Consider the following 15,551-nt stretch of genomic DNA (forward strand, 5'->3'; position numbering starts at 1 on the left):
CTGCAAATAATAATTTAGTTTGAGACTATGCTTCAATCAATATCTATACAAAACTATGCTTTAATTAATCAGCTGGAAATTGATTTCTCGGATGGTTTTTCTGTAATAACTGGGGAAACGGGATCGGGAAAATCCATTTTGCTTGGCGCTTTATCTTTGGTATTAGGTCAAAGATCTGAAGGAAATGTACTAAAGGATAAAGAGAAGAAGTGTGTTATTGAATGCTCATTCTATATTGAAAAGTACAACTTGCAAGAGTTTTTCGAAAAGAATGAATTGGATTACGAAAAAGAGGCCATTGTTCGCCGTGAGATTTTGCCTAGTGGAAAAACACGTGCTTTTGTAAATGATACTCCTGTAAGCTTGAAAACTTTGAAAGAGCTAGGAGTGTGTTTGGTAGATATACACAGTCAGAACCAAAATCTTGTTTTAGGAAGTTTTGAATATCAGGTAGGTATTGTTGATACCTATGCTCAGAATGCAGCGCTACTTGCAAAATATCAGTTATCCTTCAAGAAATATCAAGATCTAAAGAAAGAGCTGAAAAATCAGGAAGAGATAGCTGCTAAGGAAAAGGCCGATCTGGATTACTTCCAATTTCAATTGGAGCAGCTTAATGAGGTCAATCTTGTTGAGGGGGAACAGAAAGAGATGGAAGAGGAGTTGGAAACTCTAAATCATGCTGAGGAAATAAAATCTGGCCTGTATCAGGCATATGGCTTTTTGTCGGAAGGTGAATCATCTGTGATTTCTCAAATAAAGGAAGCCAGAAGTGCAATTTCTAAAATTCAAGGAGTATTTACTGAGGCAGATTCTTATTTTGAAAGATTGGATAGTTCATTGATAGAATTGCAAGATCTGTCTCAAGAGTTGGACCGAAGTAATGAATTGGTGGAATTCGATAACGGGAGAATCGACTTTTTGAACCAACGTTTGGATACAATTTACTCTTTGCAACAAAAACATCGTGTCGATTCTGTAGAAGAATTGATGCAAATTAGAGATGACCTGGAAGGAAAAGTTGGGAAAATTGAATCAAGCGATGAATTAATTGAAGATTTGAAGGAACAATTGACAGGGCAAAAAGTAGAATTGCAGAAAGCTGCTGATAATCTATCAAATAGCAGGAAGAAATCGGTTCCAAAAATAGAAAAAACAATTGTTAGCCAGCTTATATTACTCGGAATTCCTAACGCTAATTTTAGAGTGCAAATTAGCAATAGCGAAGAATTTCAGCAATTAGGAGCCGATAAAGTGACCTTTTTGTTTAGTGCCAATAAGAATGGTAGTTTAGAGGAAGTACAGCGAGTTGCTTCGGGAGGGGAGTTATCTCGATTGATGTTGAGTATTAAGTATTTGATCTCTTCTTCAACAGCTTTGCCTTCTATTGTTTTCGATGAAATTGATACAGGTGTATCGGGTGAAATTGCCGACAAAATGGGCTCAATGATGAATCAAATGGCGGAAAATATTCAGGTAATAAGCATCACACACCTGCCTCAAATAGCTGGAAAAGGAAAATTTCATTACAAGGTTTATAAAGCCGACGATGAGCACGAAACCTATTCAAATATTGTACTTCTGGATAAACAAAGCCGTATAGAAGAGCTAGCCAAGATGCTAAGTGGAACAGATCTTACAAAAGCGGCGTTGGAAAATGCTAAAGTGCTATTAAATAGCTAGATATTCAATTGAGATTTCAATTAAAGAATTTATTCAGTCTTAATTAATAGGCTTGTTTAGAATCATTATAAGAATTAATGGTTATCTTTACACCCTGAAAATTGAAAATTTCAAGTTATGTCGTATAATTTATTAAAAGGAAAAAAGGGGATTATTTTCGGGGCATTGAATGAAATGTCGATTGCCTGGAAAGTTGCAGAATTAGCTGTAGAAGAAGGTGCAGAAATCGTCTTGACCAACACACCTGTATCAATTCGTATGGGAACCATCGATGAATTGGCTAAAAAATGCAATGCAGAGGTAATTCCTGCCGATGCAACCAACCCTAAGGATTTGGATGAATTGTTTACCAAATCAATGGAAGTGTTGGGAGGAAGAGTGGATTTCGTATTACACTCTATCGGTATGTCTCCAAATGTTCGTAAGGGACACGCTTACGATGACTTAAATTATGAATACCTTAAGAAAACTTTAGATGTTTCAGCAACATCATTTCACAAAGTATTGCAATCAGCTAAAAAGCTAGATGCAATTAACGAATGGGGATCAGTAGTTGCTCTCTCATATGCAGCAGCACAAAGAACTATGTATGAGTATAACGATATGGCAGATGCGAAAGCAATGCTAGAATCAATCGCTCGTAGTTTTGGTTACATATATGGTCGTGAAAAACGCGTTCGTGTGAATACGATTTCTCAGTCACCAACAGTTACAACTGCAGGTAGTGGTGTAAAAGGATTCGATTCATTGATTGATTTCTCAGAAAGAATGTCTCCACTTGGTAATGCAGATGCTCAAGAGTGCGCTAACTACTGTATTACTTTGTTCTCTGATTTGACAAGGAAAGTAACCATGCAGAATCTGTTCCATGATGGAGGATTTTCTAGTATGGGTATGAGTTACAGAGCTATGAGCCAATACAACAAGAGTTTTAAAACTTGCGAAGATTGCGAGTAACAACAATATTAGAATTGTTTTAAAATCCGAGTTGTAAAACTCGGATTTTTTTTGCTCTAATGGTAAACTATATAGGTTGATTAGATTTTTTAAATCTAGTGATAATATGTACATTTGCCTTTAATTTTCTGAAGCTTGGTAAAGTTTTAAGGAAATACTGTTTTGATAGCCCAATAATAGATTAAAGCCGTTGCTAATGAAATTATTGATGTAGAGATTTTTCAAGAGTGTTAATACTCTTGTGGATATGTGAAGAGAGACTTGAACGGACTTAATAAAACCCATTGGGTAAGAAGAGAAGTAAATAAAATTATTTTCGAATGAAGGAATACAATATTAATCATTTAAGAGAACTTGAAGCGGAATCTATTTTCGTAATTCGTGAGGTTGCTGCTCAATTTGAAAATCCTGTGATGTTATTCTCAGGAGGAAAAGATTCCATCGTAATGTTTCACTTGGCACGTAAAGCATTTGCTCCAGCAAAAGTTCCATTTGCTTTAATGCATATCGATACAGGTCATAACTTTCCAGAAACTATTCAGTTTCGTGATGAATTGATGGATGAAACAGGAACTCGTTTAATCGTTCGCTATGTTCAAGATTCAATTGATCAAGGAAAAGTAGTGGAAGAAACAGGTTTTGATGCAAGTAGAAATAAATTGCAAACTGTTACTCTTCTTGATGGGATTGAAGATTTACAAGTAGACTGTGCTATGGGTGGAGGTCGTCGCGACGAGGAAAAAGCCAGAGCAAAAGAGCGTTTCTTTTCACACCGCGATGAATTTGGACAATGGGATCCTAAAAACCAACGTCCTGAATTATGGAACCTGTTCAACGGCAAGAAGCACATGGGAGAGCACTTTAGAGTATTCCCTATTTCGAACTGGACAGAAATGGATGTATGGCAATATATCTATCTGGAAAATATTAAAATACCAAATATTTACTTCTCTCACGAACGTGAGGTATTTGTTCGTAATGGTAACCTATTGTCAGTTTCAGATTTTATTCCAATGCGTGATACCGAAACTGTTGAGAAAAGAATTGTTCGCTTTAGAACCATTGGTGATGCAACATGTACAGGTGCAGTAGAATCAGAAGCGAATAGTTTGGAAGATATTATTGAAGAAGTAGCAGCATCTAGAACTACCGAGCGTGGAACTCGTCATGATGACAAACGTTCTGAAGCAGCAATGGAAGATCGTAAAAAAGAAGGTTATTTCTAAACAGATAAGTTAATAGTTTTAAGCTTGAGGTTAACTCCAAAAGCTAACAGCTAAAAATATAGATATGTCAGATAAAACATCAGGATATTTAGATATGGAGCTTTTGCGTTTCACTACCGCAGGTAGTGTAGATGATGGTAAAAGTACTCTTATCGGAAGATTATTATACGATAGCAAAGCCATTTTCGAAGATCAAATGGAAGCTATCGAAATCAGTAGTCAAAAAAGAGGAGACGAGGAAGTTGATTTAGCCTTGTTAACCGATGGATTAAGAGCAGAACGTGAGCAAGGGATTACAATTGACGTTGCTTACAGATATTTTGCTACTCCAAAGCGTAAGTTTATTATTGCGGATACTCCAGGTCACATTCAGTATACCAGAAACATGGTAACCGGGGCATCTACAGCAAATGCTGCTTTAATTTTGGTAGATTCAAGAAATGGTGTAATTGAGCAAACTTTGCGTCATTCATATATTGCGAACCTTCTTCAAATCCCTCACATTATTGTTTGTATCAATAAAATGGATTTGGTTGATTATTCAGAAGAAGTTTACAACAAAATCAAGGAAGATTACAAGAGGGTTGCTGAGAAATTGAATATTGAGGATGTCCGTTTCATTCCAATTTCAGCAAAATTTGGAGATAATGTTGTAGATGCGTCTGAAAATATGGATTGGTACCAAGGATCTACTTTGTTGAATCTATTGGAGACTATCGAAATTGTTGATGACAGAAATCACCAAGATGCAAGATTCCCTGTACAATATGTAATTCGTCCTCAGTCTGATAAATATCATGATTACAGAGGTTATGCCGGTCGTGTTGCCAGTGGTGTTTTCCGCCCAGGTGATAAGGTAAAAGTATTGCCTTCAGGACTAGAATCGACTGTAAAATCAATTGATACTTTCGATGGGGAGTTGGATATGGCATTTCCACCACAATCCGTAACAATTAATTTAACCGATGATATTGATGTATCAAGAGGTGATATGATTGTTTCTATAGAGAATTCTCCAAAGGTAGAGCAGGAAATTGATGCTATGATTTGTTGGATGAACGAGCGTGCTATGATGCCACGTGGCAAGTACACAATCAAACACACCTCAAATGAGGCTCGTTGTATGGTTCGCGACGTAAAATTCAAGGTTAATGTAAATACTTTGGAAGAGGTTACAGATGATAAGCTAGTAGGATTGAATGATATTGCATGTATTACCTTTAAATCAGCTAAACCACTATTTGTTGACCCATACAAAGAGAACAGAATTACTGGTAGTTTTATCATGATTGATGAAGGAACCAATGAAACTGTTGCTGCAGGTATGATTTTGTAAGCATTCGAAATATAAATATATGAAGCTGATATCTAATGGGTATCAGCTTTTTTTATGAATAAAAAAAGGTGGCATAAGGCCACCTTTACTTTGTAGTAGTGTGTTATAATGATTAAAACTTAAATCCAAAAGTAACTTTTACTTCATGTTTTTTATTATTCTCTTTAATTTGATCAGAAGCGAAATCAGGAGTAGAGTAGTATACAAACTGATTTTCTACATCGGCATAGCTATAAGCTAAATCCATAAAAAAGTTGTTTTGTTTGAAACCAAGACCCCCTGAAAACATGTCAAACCCATCATCAGCGCCTGAAACTTTAAAAGAGTTACCCATTTTTGAATATCCGGCACGTAGGCTTAAGTTAGGTGTTGCACGAAACTCTAAACCAGTTCGTAAATTGCCTGTGCTTTGGTAACTGGCTTTAATAATATCATTGGTGTCAGGATTTTCAGGTGTACCATTGAAATCATCTCCATCATCTCCATTGTAGAATTTTGCCTTTGAATAATCAATTAGTTCATAGTCTGCACTTAATATAAGTCTCTTCTTCAAAACCAGTGCTGCACTGAATGTTGCTTTTAATGGAGTTCTAAACTTATAAGAGTATTTACCTTGAGGCGATTGTGAGTAATAACTGGAATAACCATTTTCATCAGCCGTATTAAAGTTCGAAGCCATTGAACTATGGTAATCTTCATCAAAAGAATAGAAGGTAGGTGTATGAATAGAAGCTCCTAAACGAAGCCATTGTTCAGGCTTGTAAATCATACCTAGTTTAAAATTAGCACCTACACCTGATGACTTATAGTATTCTTCAAAAGAATAATCGTTAAAATCTGAATCGCTATTTGACAAAATACTTTCTGAAAATACTTTTGTTGATTTATAGTAAATGGATTGAATTCCCAATGAACCTCCAATGTAAAATTTGTGATTGTAATTGGCAGCAAAAGCCATAAGAAATTCGCCTGCATATCCTTTTTCATCAATGGTTTGTGCTTGATTCAATATTTCATCGGTAATCGCAATATACTGATTATTACTACCGCTAATTGTATCAATTAAATATGTATCGTAAGCTAAAAACTCTCTAAACGAATTTAAAGAATTGGGATGTCTGCCGTTCGAATTGTTGACCATTACGTCTAACAGTGAAGTTGGAGCTTCGGGTGCATTTGATCTAGCATTTTTTCTAAAAGTGTTCAATTTATTGTATCCAATTGCAAAGTTGAAGTTTTTCCAGCCTCCTTCTGATTCAATTCTAGGCTTGTTTGTTGATACATAACCTATATTTGAAATGCCAAGTGAATATTTATCTTCGTTTAAACTTGTTTTGGCTTGAATATTTAAGCTTTTAGTATCAGTATAATTAAAATTTGAAGAAAAGCTAAGTTCTGAAGTTCGGTAGACTGCTAATCCTGCTGGATTAATAGCTATACCAGTAAAGTCTCCGCCTAAGGCTCCAAAAGCTCCACCCATTGCAGCAGACCTTGCTGTGCCATTAAAATATTGCTTTGAGTAACGTAATGCATCATCGGCTGTTTGACCATAGGTAACTCCTGCAATGATTATAAATGAGATAAGAATATATATTCGTTTCATAATTTTAGGTTTTAATATTAGAACCCATATGGGAAAATATGTACTAATTAAATTAGAGTTGTTTTATTAGTATGGGGAAACTGGAGGATTGTTTCCCTATACTATTTTTATCTTCTTCTTGATCCACCCGATGATGATCGAGAACCACTTGATGATGATCTGGAAGTGCCACTTGATGAACGTACAGAGCTACCAGATGATCTAGATCCACTACTTGAAGATCTGTAAGAACTACTTTGAGATGAGTTTGATCTAGAGTTCGACGATCGGTAAGCGTTTCCTCTCGAAGAACTTTTGGAGTTACCTCTCACTTTAGAATATGAAGATCTTGTTGTAGATCTGTTTGAATAGCTCGAGTTTCGTGATCCTCTTGTAGAATTGTAAGTAGGTCGGGTAGCATTTCTTGTTTTATTATAGCTAGGTGAACTACTTCTTGTTGTATTCGAATACGTACTGCCAGGTCTTCTTGTTCTATTTGTTTGTGTACCGTAACGAGTTCTTGAATTAGTAGTTGTGCCACTTACACTTCTTCTTGTATTTGGATTTGTACCATTATATGTTCTACTAGTGTTGTTGTAGCGATTACCATAAGAACTTCGGTTTGCAGAACTATATCTTGAAGCGGCTCTAGTTCTTCTTACATCGGCTGCAGAGGAAGAGCTTGCAGATCTTCTTGTTGCTACATTACTAGTTCTATCGTTAGTAGTCCTGTTTGTACCTGTTCTATTAATACTAGTTCTTGCATTAGCTCTTCTGCTTACATTTGCATTCGAACTTCTGTTTGTTGCGTACGAAGAGGTTCCAACATGTGATCCTGTTGCAGTTCTTCTTCCATAATACACATTTCTTCCGTAATATCCATCATAATGCCCTGCATAGTTGTGATGATGATGGTGTCCATATCCATAATAATGATCATATGGATAGTAGTAATAACCATAGTGATAAGGATAATGATAGTTCCATCCAAAATGAAGATCCCAATACCAAGAATCCCATCCAAATCCAATGCCCCAGCTTGGATAGTAAGATCCGTAAGGATAGTTATAAGCAAAATAATTGCCATATCTCATTGTGTGGAAATTATATGAATTATAATATCGATAATTGGTCCAGGTTGGAGTCCACCAAACTTTGTCTCCATCCACATAAACATTCCAATCAGAATCTCCTGCTAACCACATTGCTAAGCTATAACCACTACCATCATAGTAACCAAAGCCTTGTGGGTACATTGCCCTTAAGCGTTCAGCTTCTTCAAGGTCGTTTTCAGATCCGGTAAAACCTCCATAGTAATAACCACTTTCTTCAGCCTGATAAACCAATGTGTCAACATTGCCAATTGAATCATTCTGAAGAATTGCAGAGTATTGTTTTTGGATTTCAGAAAAATCGCGGTTGTCAGCTGGTGCGATACTTGATTTTGTTTCTGGTACCACTTTTGTTTGATTTTCTTGAGCAGGCGCAAGTGGATTGTCTTTTTTTGCAATCACAGTTTTGCTTTCAGCGTTTTGCACAATCAAAGGTGCATCGCTTGGGTCATAGTAAATATCGTCATCATAAAGGGAAGCTCCCATATATGAAGGCGAACATCCTGTTGCAAACAGGGCGGAAATTAATAGAATTTTAAAATAGGTTTTCATCGTAAGTCCTCCAATAATGAATATATAAGATAATTTTATACTTTTGTATTGAATTTTATTCAGCCTAAAAGTAGCAAATACTATACCAAAACTATATCGAATGGCAAAAGTTTTAACGAGCAGAAGCGAAAATTATTCGCAGTGGTATAATGATCTGGTAATGAAAGCAGATCTAGCAGAGAATTCTGCTGTGAGAGGATGTATGATTATTAAGCCTTACGGTTATGCAATCTGGGAAAACATGCAGGCAGAATTGGACAAGATGTTCAAGGATACTGGTCACCAAAATGCATATTTTCCATTATTGATCCCAAAATCATTCTTGAGTAAAGAAGCAGATCATGTAGAAGGATTTGCAAAAGAATGTGCAGTTGTAACCCATTATCGTCTGAAAAATGACCCCAATGGGCGCGGTGTAGTTGTTGATCCTGATGCTAAATTAGAAGAAGAATTAATTATTCGACCTACTTCGGAAACCATTATTTGGAACACATATAAAAACTGGATTCAGTCTTACAGAGATCTTCCTATTCTTTGTAACCAATGGGCAAATGTAATGCGATGGGAAATGCGTACTCGTTTATTCTTGCGTACTGCAGAATTCTTATGGCAAGAAGGGCATACTGCTCATGCAACAAAGGAAGAAGCATTGCAGGAAACAGAACAAATGATAAATATTTACGGCGATTTTGCTGAGAACTTTATGGCAGTTCCTGTATTAAAGGGTCGTAAAACAGAATCAGAAAGATTTGCAGGAGCTTTGGATACTTATTGTATTGAAGCATTGATGCAAGATGGAAAAGCATTACAGGCAGGAACTTCTCATTTCTTAGGACAGAATTTTGCAAAAGCATTTGATGTAAAATTTGCGAACAAAGAAGGAAAAGAGGATTACGTTTGGGCTACATCTTGGGGAGTTTCAACTCGTTTGATGGGTGCATTAATTATGGCTCACTCAGATGATAACGGTTTGGTTTTACCTCCAAAATTGGCTCCAATTCAGGTGGTTATTGTTCCAATTTATAGAAAAGCGGAAGAGTTAGAGAAGATTGCTGCTAAATTAGACCCTATTGTTGAGAAGCTTAAATCAATGGGAATTTCGGTGAAATTTGATGACAGTGATAATCGCAAACCAGGCTGGAAGTTTGCTGAATACGAATTGAAAGGTGTGCCTGTTCGTTTGGCGATCGGAAATCGTGATTTGGAAAATGGAACAATCGAATTGGCTCGTCGTGATACCTTAACGAAAGAAACTCTTCCAATAGAAGGTATAGAAGAAGTGATTGAGAAGTTACTTGAAGAAATTCAAGTTAATATTTTCCAGAAAGCATTTGATTTTAGAGCTGAAAAAACAACAAAAGTGGATTCATATGATGAATTTAAAGAGTTGTTGGAGACAAAAACTGGATTTTTCCTTGCTCACTGGGATGGAACAGCAGAAACAGAAGAGCAAATTAAAAATGAAACCAAAGCAACAATTCGCTGTATTCCTTTTGATGCAGAGGAGGAAGAAGGAGTTTGTATGGTTACAGGAAAGCCTTCAAAAAGACGTGTTGTTTTTGCAAAAGCATACTAAGAAAGTATACAATACAATCATAATAAAAAACAGTCATCGAAATATCGGTGACTGTTTTTTTGTATATTTACTCATTAACCTTAAACAACTATACAATGAACATATTAAATACAAAAGCTGCTATTTTAAATACTATTCGAGATAAAGCTACTTTAAAGCAACAAGTGTATCAGAATACTAAAGAGATATTTGAAGATTTGCGAGATGTTTTGGAAGTTTTGGTACTCGAGTATAATGCAGAGCTAAAAGATGCAGACGAGAAAGTTTTATTGGAGTATGAGGATAGAGGCGAATTTGAATTTCAAATAAAAGTAGCTTCTGATATTTTGGTTTTTAGTTTGCATACCAATGTTTTCCAGTTTAATCGGGATCATAATGTCTGGGAACAAGACTATGTAAGAACGAATCCCGATAATGCATACTCAGGAATTATAAATATTTACAATTTTCTTTACGATTCGTTTAAATATACTCGCTATGATGATTTAGGTTATCTGGTAGCTCGTATATTTATCAATCGTGAAAAACACTATATTGTTGAAGGAAAGAGACAAATGGGACTCTTGCAAACTGATTTGTCAGCTAGTAAGGCCAATAAAGAAAGTTTACGCAGAATTGTTGAAACGGCAATTAACTACTCCTTGAATTTTGATTTGTTGGTTCCACCATATGATAATGTTAAAATAATGTCGGTGGCACAAATGTTCGAGAAAATGCAGAATGCGAGAATACAAACAGGGAAACGACTAGGTTTTCAGTTTAAATCGGATGACGTTTAATATAGAATGATGCATTAAGAGTTAGGAATTACAATTATTATCTAAATAATGAATTCAGAATTTTAGTAATATTGTAACGCTTCAATTTTTTGGAGCGTTTTTATTTTACCTGAGGGTAAAGCTTATACTATTAACAATACACAACAATGAATACTGTAGTAGATAAATTTTTAAAATACGTAAAGTTCGATACCGAATCGGATACAGAAACAGGTTTGACACCGAGTACACCAGGTCAGATGGTTCTTGCAAAAGAGTTGGCCAAAGAATTGGAAGAAATTGGCTTGGAAAATGTAAGTGTAGATGAGAATGGATACGTAATGGGGGTTCTTCCTTCGAATATTGATAGAGAAGTTCCTAAAGTGGGCTTTGTTTCTCATATGGATACAAGTCCCGATTTTTCAGGAAAGCATGTAAAGCCTCAAATTCTGGAAGATTACAACGGAATGGATATCGTCCTAAATAAGGAGCAGAATATTATAATGAAAGTTTCAGATTTTCCAGAACTGACAAAATATAAAGGTCAAACCTTAATCACAACAGATGGAACAACACTACTAGGTGCCGATGATAAAGCAGGAGTAGCCGAAATTATTACTGCAGTGGAATATTTGGCTAAAAATCCTGAGATTAAACATGGTCCGGTACATGTTGGTTTTACCCCGGATGAAGAAATTGGAAAAGGAGCAGACTTTTTTGATGTTAAGAAGTTTGGGGCGGATTTCGCATATACTTTAGACGGAGGAGAAATTGGTGAGTTGCAATACGAAAATTTCAATGCAGCCTTCGCCAAAATCACCTTTAAAGGACGAAATGTTCATCCTGGAATGGCAAAAGACAAGATGATTAATTCTATGACTATTGCGAATGAATTTGCTGCTCGTTTGCCTAAGGATGAGGTTCCTGAAAAGACAGAAGGATATCAAGGGTTTTATCATTTAATTGCTATCAATGGTGGAGTTGAGAGCACTTCTCTTCAGTATATCATTCGTGATTTTGACATGACCAATTATGAAGCTCGCAAGAAGTTCATTGAAGATTTGTGTTCAGATTACAATGCGAAGTATGGCGAAGGTACTGTTACTCTTGAAATGACCAACCAGTATTATAACATGCGAGAAAAGGTTGAGCCAGTAAAATATATCGTGGATATTGCCGAAGAAGCAATGAATGAAGTAGGCGTTACACCTATGGTTATTCCAATTCGAGGAGGAACTGATGGTAGTAGATTATCATACATGGGCTTGCCTTGCCCTAATATTTTTGCAGGAGGACATAATTTCCATGGTAGATTCGAATATGTTCCGGTTCAATCCATGGAAAAAGCAGTTGATGTAATTCTTAAGATTGTTGACTTGATTGCAAAAAGATAAATCAACTTTAATGATAAAATAAAAGGCAGCCAATAGGTTGCCTTTTCTATTTGATTTCTTTCTCTAGTAGTTTTCCTCCTCGATACATCGCAACCAATACCGGATGTATATCATTTCCCAATTGGCTTAGGCTATATTCCACTTTGGGCGGAACTTCCGGGTATATTTTCTTTAGGATAAAGCCAGATTCCTCTAATTCTTTTAGGTTTTTACTAAGCATTCGATCGCTAACATCAGGAATCAATTTCACCAATTCGGAGTATCGTTTTGTGCCTTGTTTCAGGTGTAAAATGATCGTTGCCTTACGTTTTCCTTTTACGTAATTAATAAATGTATCGATGGGACAAACTCCTTTTTCCAATGTTTATAGATTTTTTATGGCTTGATAATCAGTAAATCAGAACAAAATGTTAGTATGTGATGTAATTGTAAGTTCTTGATTTGTAGATTAAATGCTTGTAATTTTGTTGCAAGATAAGAATAAATAACAGAACCGTTATGGATAAAGAATTTAAAGCACTTCGTATTAGCGAAGAGAATGGAGAATACAAAAGAGAGATTGTAAGCAGAAAGATTGAGGATTTACCTGAAGGAGAAGTTTTAATTCGTGTACGTTACTCCTCGTTAAACTATAAAGATGCCTTGTCGGTATCGGGAAATAAGGGAGTAACCAGAAACTATCCTCACACTCCTGGAATTGATGCTGCCGGTGTAGTAGAAGAATCAACAAGTGATCAATTTAAAGTGGGTGATGAGGTTATTGTTACCAGTTATGATTTGGGAATGAATACCGATGGAGGATTTGCTGAATACATTCGTGTTCCTGCCTCTTGGGTTGTGGCTTTGCCAAAAGAACTAAGCTTTCGGGATGCGATGATTTATGGAACAGCAGGTTTTACAGCAGCACTTTCTATATACAAACTATTGGCATCGGGTCAAACTCCAGAAATGGGACCCGTTGTAGTTACTGGGGCTTTAGGTGGTGTAGGTAGCATTGCCATTAGTATTCTATCCTCATTAGGTTTCGAGGTAGTTGCTGCAACTTCCGATGCAACAGGAGATGAAGAGGTTTTGAAAGAGTTGGGAGTTAGTAGCCGTATTTCAAAAGAAATTACTGATGATCAGTCGGGAAGACCATTGTTACGACCGCTTTGGGCTGGTGCCATTGATGTAATCGGTGGAAATACCTTACATACCTTATTGAAAGCTTGTAAGCCTATGGGAACCGTAACTTGTTGTGGAAATATAGGATCGGGAGATTTACCCATGACCGTTTACCCATTTATTCTTAATGGTATCAGCTTGATTGGTATCGATTCTCAAAATTGTCCGATGGAGTTACGACAAAAAGTTTGGGATAAATTGGCTGCTGATTGGAATGTATACAAACATAAGGAACAGGTAATTGAATCTTCTTTAGAAGAATTGGATACTTACATTGATTTGATGTTGCAGAAGAAAAGTAGGGGGAGAGTGATTGTGAAACTCTAAGGTTTCATTAGATGTTTATTGATTAAGGCAGTCATTGGGCTGTCTTTTTTATAACGATTTATTAGTATTTGAGAAGAGGCATTAATTTTTAATTAAAATAATAAGTAGTTTTGACATCCTATATCAAAAAAGGATCCCTTAATAATCATATCATGAAAAATACCTATTATCTCTTAATTGTTTTGTATGTAATTTTTGCAGGTTGTTCAAAACAACAAAGTTTGTTTGTTCCATTCTCAAACTCAGAAATTAAATATTCAGGAAGAATTGATACTGCAAGTGTTGATCATGCCGAGCTGTATTGGTCAGGTAGCTCAATAAAAATAAACTTTGAAGGAGAATCTCTTAGTGCTTTAATGAAGGATGAAAAAGGCGATAATTATTATAATATTATCATCGATAAGGATAGTATTGTTTTGTTTCGCCCTGATACCATCAAGGGCTATCATGAATTGGTTACAAATTTATCGCCAGGGAAACATATTATAGAGTTGTTTAAACGTACAGAGTGGGATAGGGGAACAACAGATTTCTATGGGTTTAAGATTGATGGAAAAGCGAAGTTGTTACCTAATGCGGATGTGGCAAAAAGAAAGATAGAGTTTTATGGGAATTCCATCACAGCTGGATACGCAGTGGAAGATACTTCAGGGAAAGACTCTCCAGACAGTACTTTTACAAACAATTATTTAAGCTATGCCGCAATAACTGCAAGACATTTTGATGCGGATTACCATTGTATTTGTAAAAGCGGTATTGGAATTACAATTAGTTGGTTCCCTTTTGAAATGCCAGATATTTACGATCGATTAAACCCTGCAGATTCAACCAGTAAGTGGAATTTTTCCTTGTATGCACCTGATGTGGTGGTGGTAAATTTATTTCAGAATGATTCATGGTTGGTAAATATGCCCAAAAGAGATGAGTTCAAGAAGAATTTTGGTAAAAACTCTCCTAGCGAAGAATATTTGATTCATGCATACCAGCAGTTTGTTACTGGGATTCGAAATCACTACCCTAATGCAGAAATCATATGCATGCTTGGGAATATGGATGCTACGAAGGAAGGTTCTCAATGGCCAGAATATATTAAAAAGGCAGTTGTTGGATTAAAAGATGATAAAATCTACACGCATTTTGTTCCATTCAAAGAAACAAGAGGACATCCATCGGTTAAGGAGCAGGAGGAAATGGCCAATAGCCTGATTAAATTTATCGATGAAAATATTAATTGGTAAATTGGAAGAAATAAATATCCCTTTGCTTTATGAAGTATATGGTTTTAATTCTTTTCTCGATTTGTACCTACTCCTGTTCTACTCAGGATATTCAAACCCTTCACTTTTTGGAAGGAAATTGGCAGGTGGAAGGCAAACAACAATTCGAAAAGTGGGAGGTAAAAGGTAATGAATTGATTGGAACGGGATATCAGTTGGTAGATGGCAAGCAGAAGGTTTTGGAACATTTAGCTATTAAGCTGATTGAAGGAAAGTTGGTTTATCAGGCAACTGTATTCAATCAAAACCAGGGAGCTACAATTTCTTTTCCTTTAAATGAGTCCATTTCTGACTATTATTCATTTGAGAATCCTAAGCACGATTTTCCCAAGAAAATTCAATACTTCAAACTAAGAGAGAATAGAGTTAAAGTAAATGTTTTGGGTGATAATGATGAGGGATTTTCTTTTGTGATGATACGGATGCGATAGCTGCTTTACATACAGAGATATAAGCTATTTTTCCTTCTTTAATTGCAGGAGGTCTGATTTCTACTGATTCAACTATCAGACTTGTTACCATCTTTCCTCCCTTATTTGTAACTTTTTGCGACATGTTGTTCTTAGCCAAAGGCTCGTCGCCCTTAGCCAAAGGCTTGTCGTCCTCA

At 36.0% G+C, this 15,551-nt stretch carries 13 protein-coding genes; 10 read left to right on the plus strand and 3 right to left on the minus strand.

What is annotated here, in order from left to right:
• The first annotated feature begins 27 nt into the window (after positions 1–27).
• The 4 genes from recN to cysN all read left to right on the plus strand — a co-directional run bounded on the left by recN (position 28) and on the right by cysN (position 5,202).
• The gene (recN, locus tag ACKPCA_RS00910) at positions 28–1,683 is read left to right on the plus strand and encodes a DNA repair protein RecN (protein WP_321280815.1); all 1,656 of its coding nucleotides are present in this window, start codon (positions 28–30) and stop codon (positions 1,681–1,683) included.
• A gap of 117 nt (positions 1,684–1,800) precedes the next feature.
• Positions 1,801–2,640, plus strand: coding sequence for an enoyl-ACP reductase FabI (locus ACKPCA_RS00915; protein WP_321280817.1), 840 nt, complete (start codon positions 1,801–1,803; stop codon positions 2,638–2,640).
• 320 nt (positions 2,641–2,960) lie between these two features.
• Entirely contained in the window at positions 2,961–3,866 is a 906-nt protein-coding gene (cysD, locus tag ACKPCA_RS00920) for a sulfate adenylyltransferase subunit CysD (RefSeq protein ID WP_054721403.1), read from the plus strand.
• A 64-nt stretch (positions 3,867–3,930) separates the two neighbouring features.
• Positions 3,931–5,202, plus strand: a complete 1,272-nt coding sequence (gene cysN / locus ACKPCA_RS00925) for a sulfate adenylyltransferase subunit CysN (RefSeq protein WP_321280818.1) — start codon at positions 3,931–3,933, stop codon at positions 5,200–5,202.
• Between the two features lie 112 nt (positions 5,203–5,314).
• Here the strand turns inward: cysN and ACKPCA_RS00930 are convergent, their stop codons facing one another.
• Together ACKPCA_RS00930 and ACKPCA_RS00935 are read right to left on the minus strand one after the other, a co-directional pair.
• A complete protein-coding gene (locus tag ACKPCA_RS00930; protein WP_321280819.1) occupies positions 5,315–6,805 on the minus strand; it encodes an OmpP1/FadL family transporter in 1,491 nt (496 codons plus the stop codon).
• Positions 6,806–6,912: 107 nt separating this feature from the next.
• The gene (locus ACKPCA_RS00935) at positions 6,913–8,448 is read right to left on the minus strand and encodes a hypothetical protein (protein WP_321280820.1); all 1,536 of its coding nucleotides are present in this window, start codon (positions 8,446–8,448) and stop codon (positions 6,913–6,915) included.
• 100 nt (positions 8,449–8,548) lie between these two features.
• Between ACKPCA_RS00935 and proS the strand changes: the two genes are divergently transcribed.
• The 3 genes from proS to pepT all read left to right on the plus strand — a co-directional run bounded on the left by proS (position 8,549) and on the right by pepT (position 12,176).
• Complete coding sequence (gene proS, locus ACKPCA_RS00940) at positions 8,549–10,024, plus strand: proline--tRNA ligase (protein WP_321280821.1); 1,476 nt, start codon at positions 8,549–8,551, stop codon at positions 10,022–10,024.
• A gap of 95 nt (positions 10,025–10,119) precedes the next feature.
• On the plus strand, positions 10,120–10,803 hold the full coding sequence (locus tag ACKPCA_RS00945) for a hypothetical protein (RefSeq protein ID WP_321280822.1): 684 nt from the start codon (positions 10,120–10,122) through the stop codon (positions 10,801–10,803).
• A gap of 146 nt (positions 10,804–10,949) precedes the next feature.
• Positions 10,950–12,176, plus strand: coding sequence for a peptidase T (gene pepT / locus ACKPCA_RS00950; protein ID WP_321280824.1), 1,227 nt, complete (start codon positions 10,950–10,952; stop codon positions 12,174–12,176).
• A gap of 46 nt (positions 12,177–12,222) precedes the next feature.
• Here the strand turns inward: pepT and ACKPCA_RS00955 are convergent, their stop codons facing one another.
• Positions 12,223–12,537 carry a winged helix-turn-helix transcriptional regulator gene (locus tag ACKPCA_RS00955; protein ID WP_321280826.1) on the minus strand — a complete coding sequence of 105 codons (315 nt, stop codon included), beginning with the start codon at positions 12,535–12,537 and terminating at the stop codon, positions 12,223–12,225.
• Between the two features lie 137 nt (positions 12,538–12,674).
• On the opposite strand from ACKPCA_RS00955, the gene ACKPCA_RS00960 reads away from it, so the two are divergent.
• The 3 genes from ACKPCA_RS00960 to ACKPCA_RS00970 all read left to right on the plus strand — a co-directional run bounded on the left by ACKPCA_RS00960 (position 12,675) and on the right by ACKPCA_RS00970 (position 15,375).
• The gene (locus ACKPCA_RS00960) at positions 12,675–13,667 is read left to right on the plus strand and encodes a YhdH/YhfP family quinone oxidoreductase (RefSeq protein WP_321280827.1); all 993 of its coding nucleotides are present in this window, start codon (positions 12,675–12,677) and stop codon (positions 13,665–13,667) included.
• A gap of 152 nt (positions 13,668–13,819) precedes the next feature.
• The gene (locus ACKPCA_RS00965; protein ID WP_321280829.1) at positions 13,820–14,905 is read left to right on the plus strand and encodes an SGNH/GDSL hydrolase family protein; all 1,086 of its coding nucleotides are present in this window, start codon (positions 13,820–13,822) and stop codon (positions 14,903–14,905) included.
• Positions 14,906–14,934: 29 nt separating this feature from the next.
• Positions 14,935–15,375: a DUF6265 family protein gene (locus tag ACKPCA_RS00970; RefSeq protein ID WP_321280830.1), complete on the plus strand. Its 441-nt coding sequence runs from the start codon at positions 14,935–14,937 to the stop codon at positions 15,373–15,375.
• The last annotated feature ends 176 nt before the right edge of the window (positions 15,376–15,551 follow it).

Origin of the sequence: Marinifilum fragile (genome assembly GCF_963677365.1) — a bacterium.
Taxonomy (GTDB): Bacteria; Bacteroidota; Bacteroidia; order Bacteroidales; family Marinifilaceae; genus Marinifilum; species Marinifilum fragile.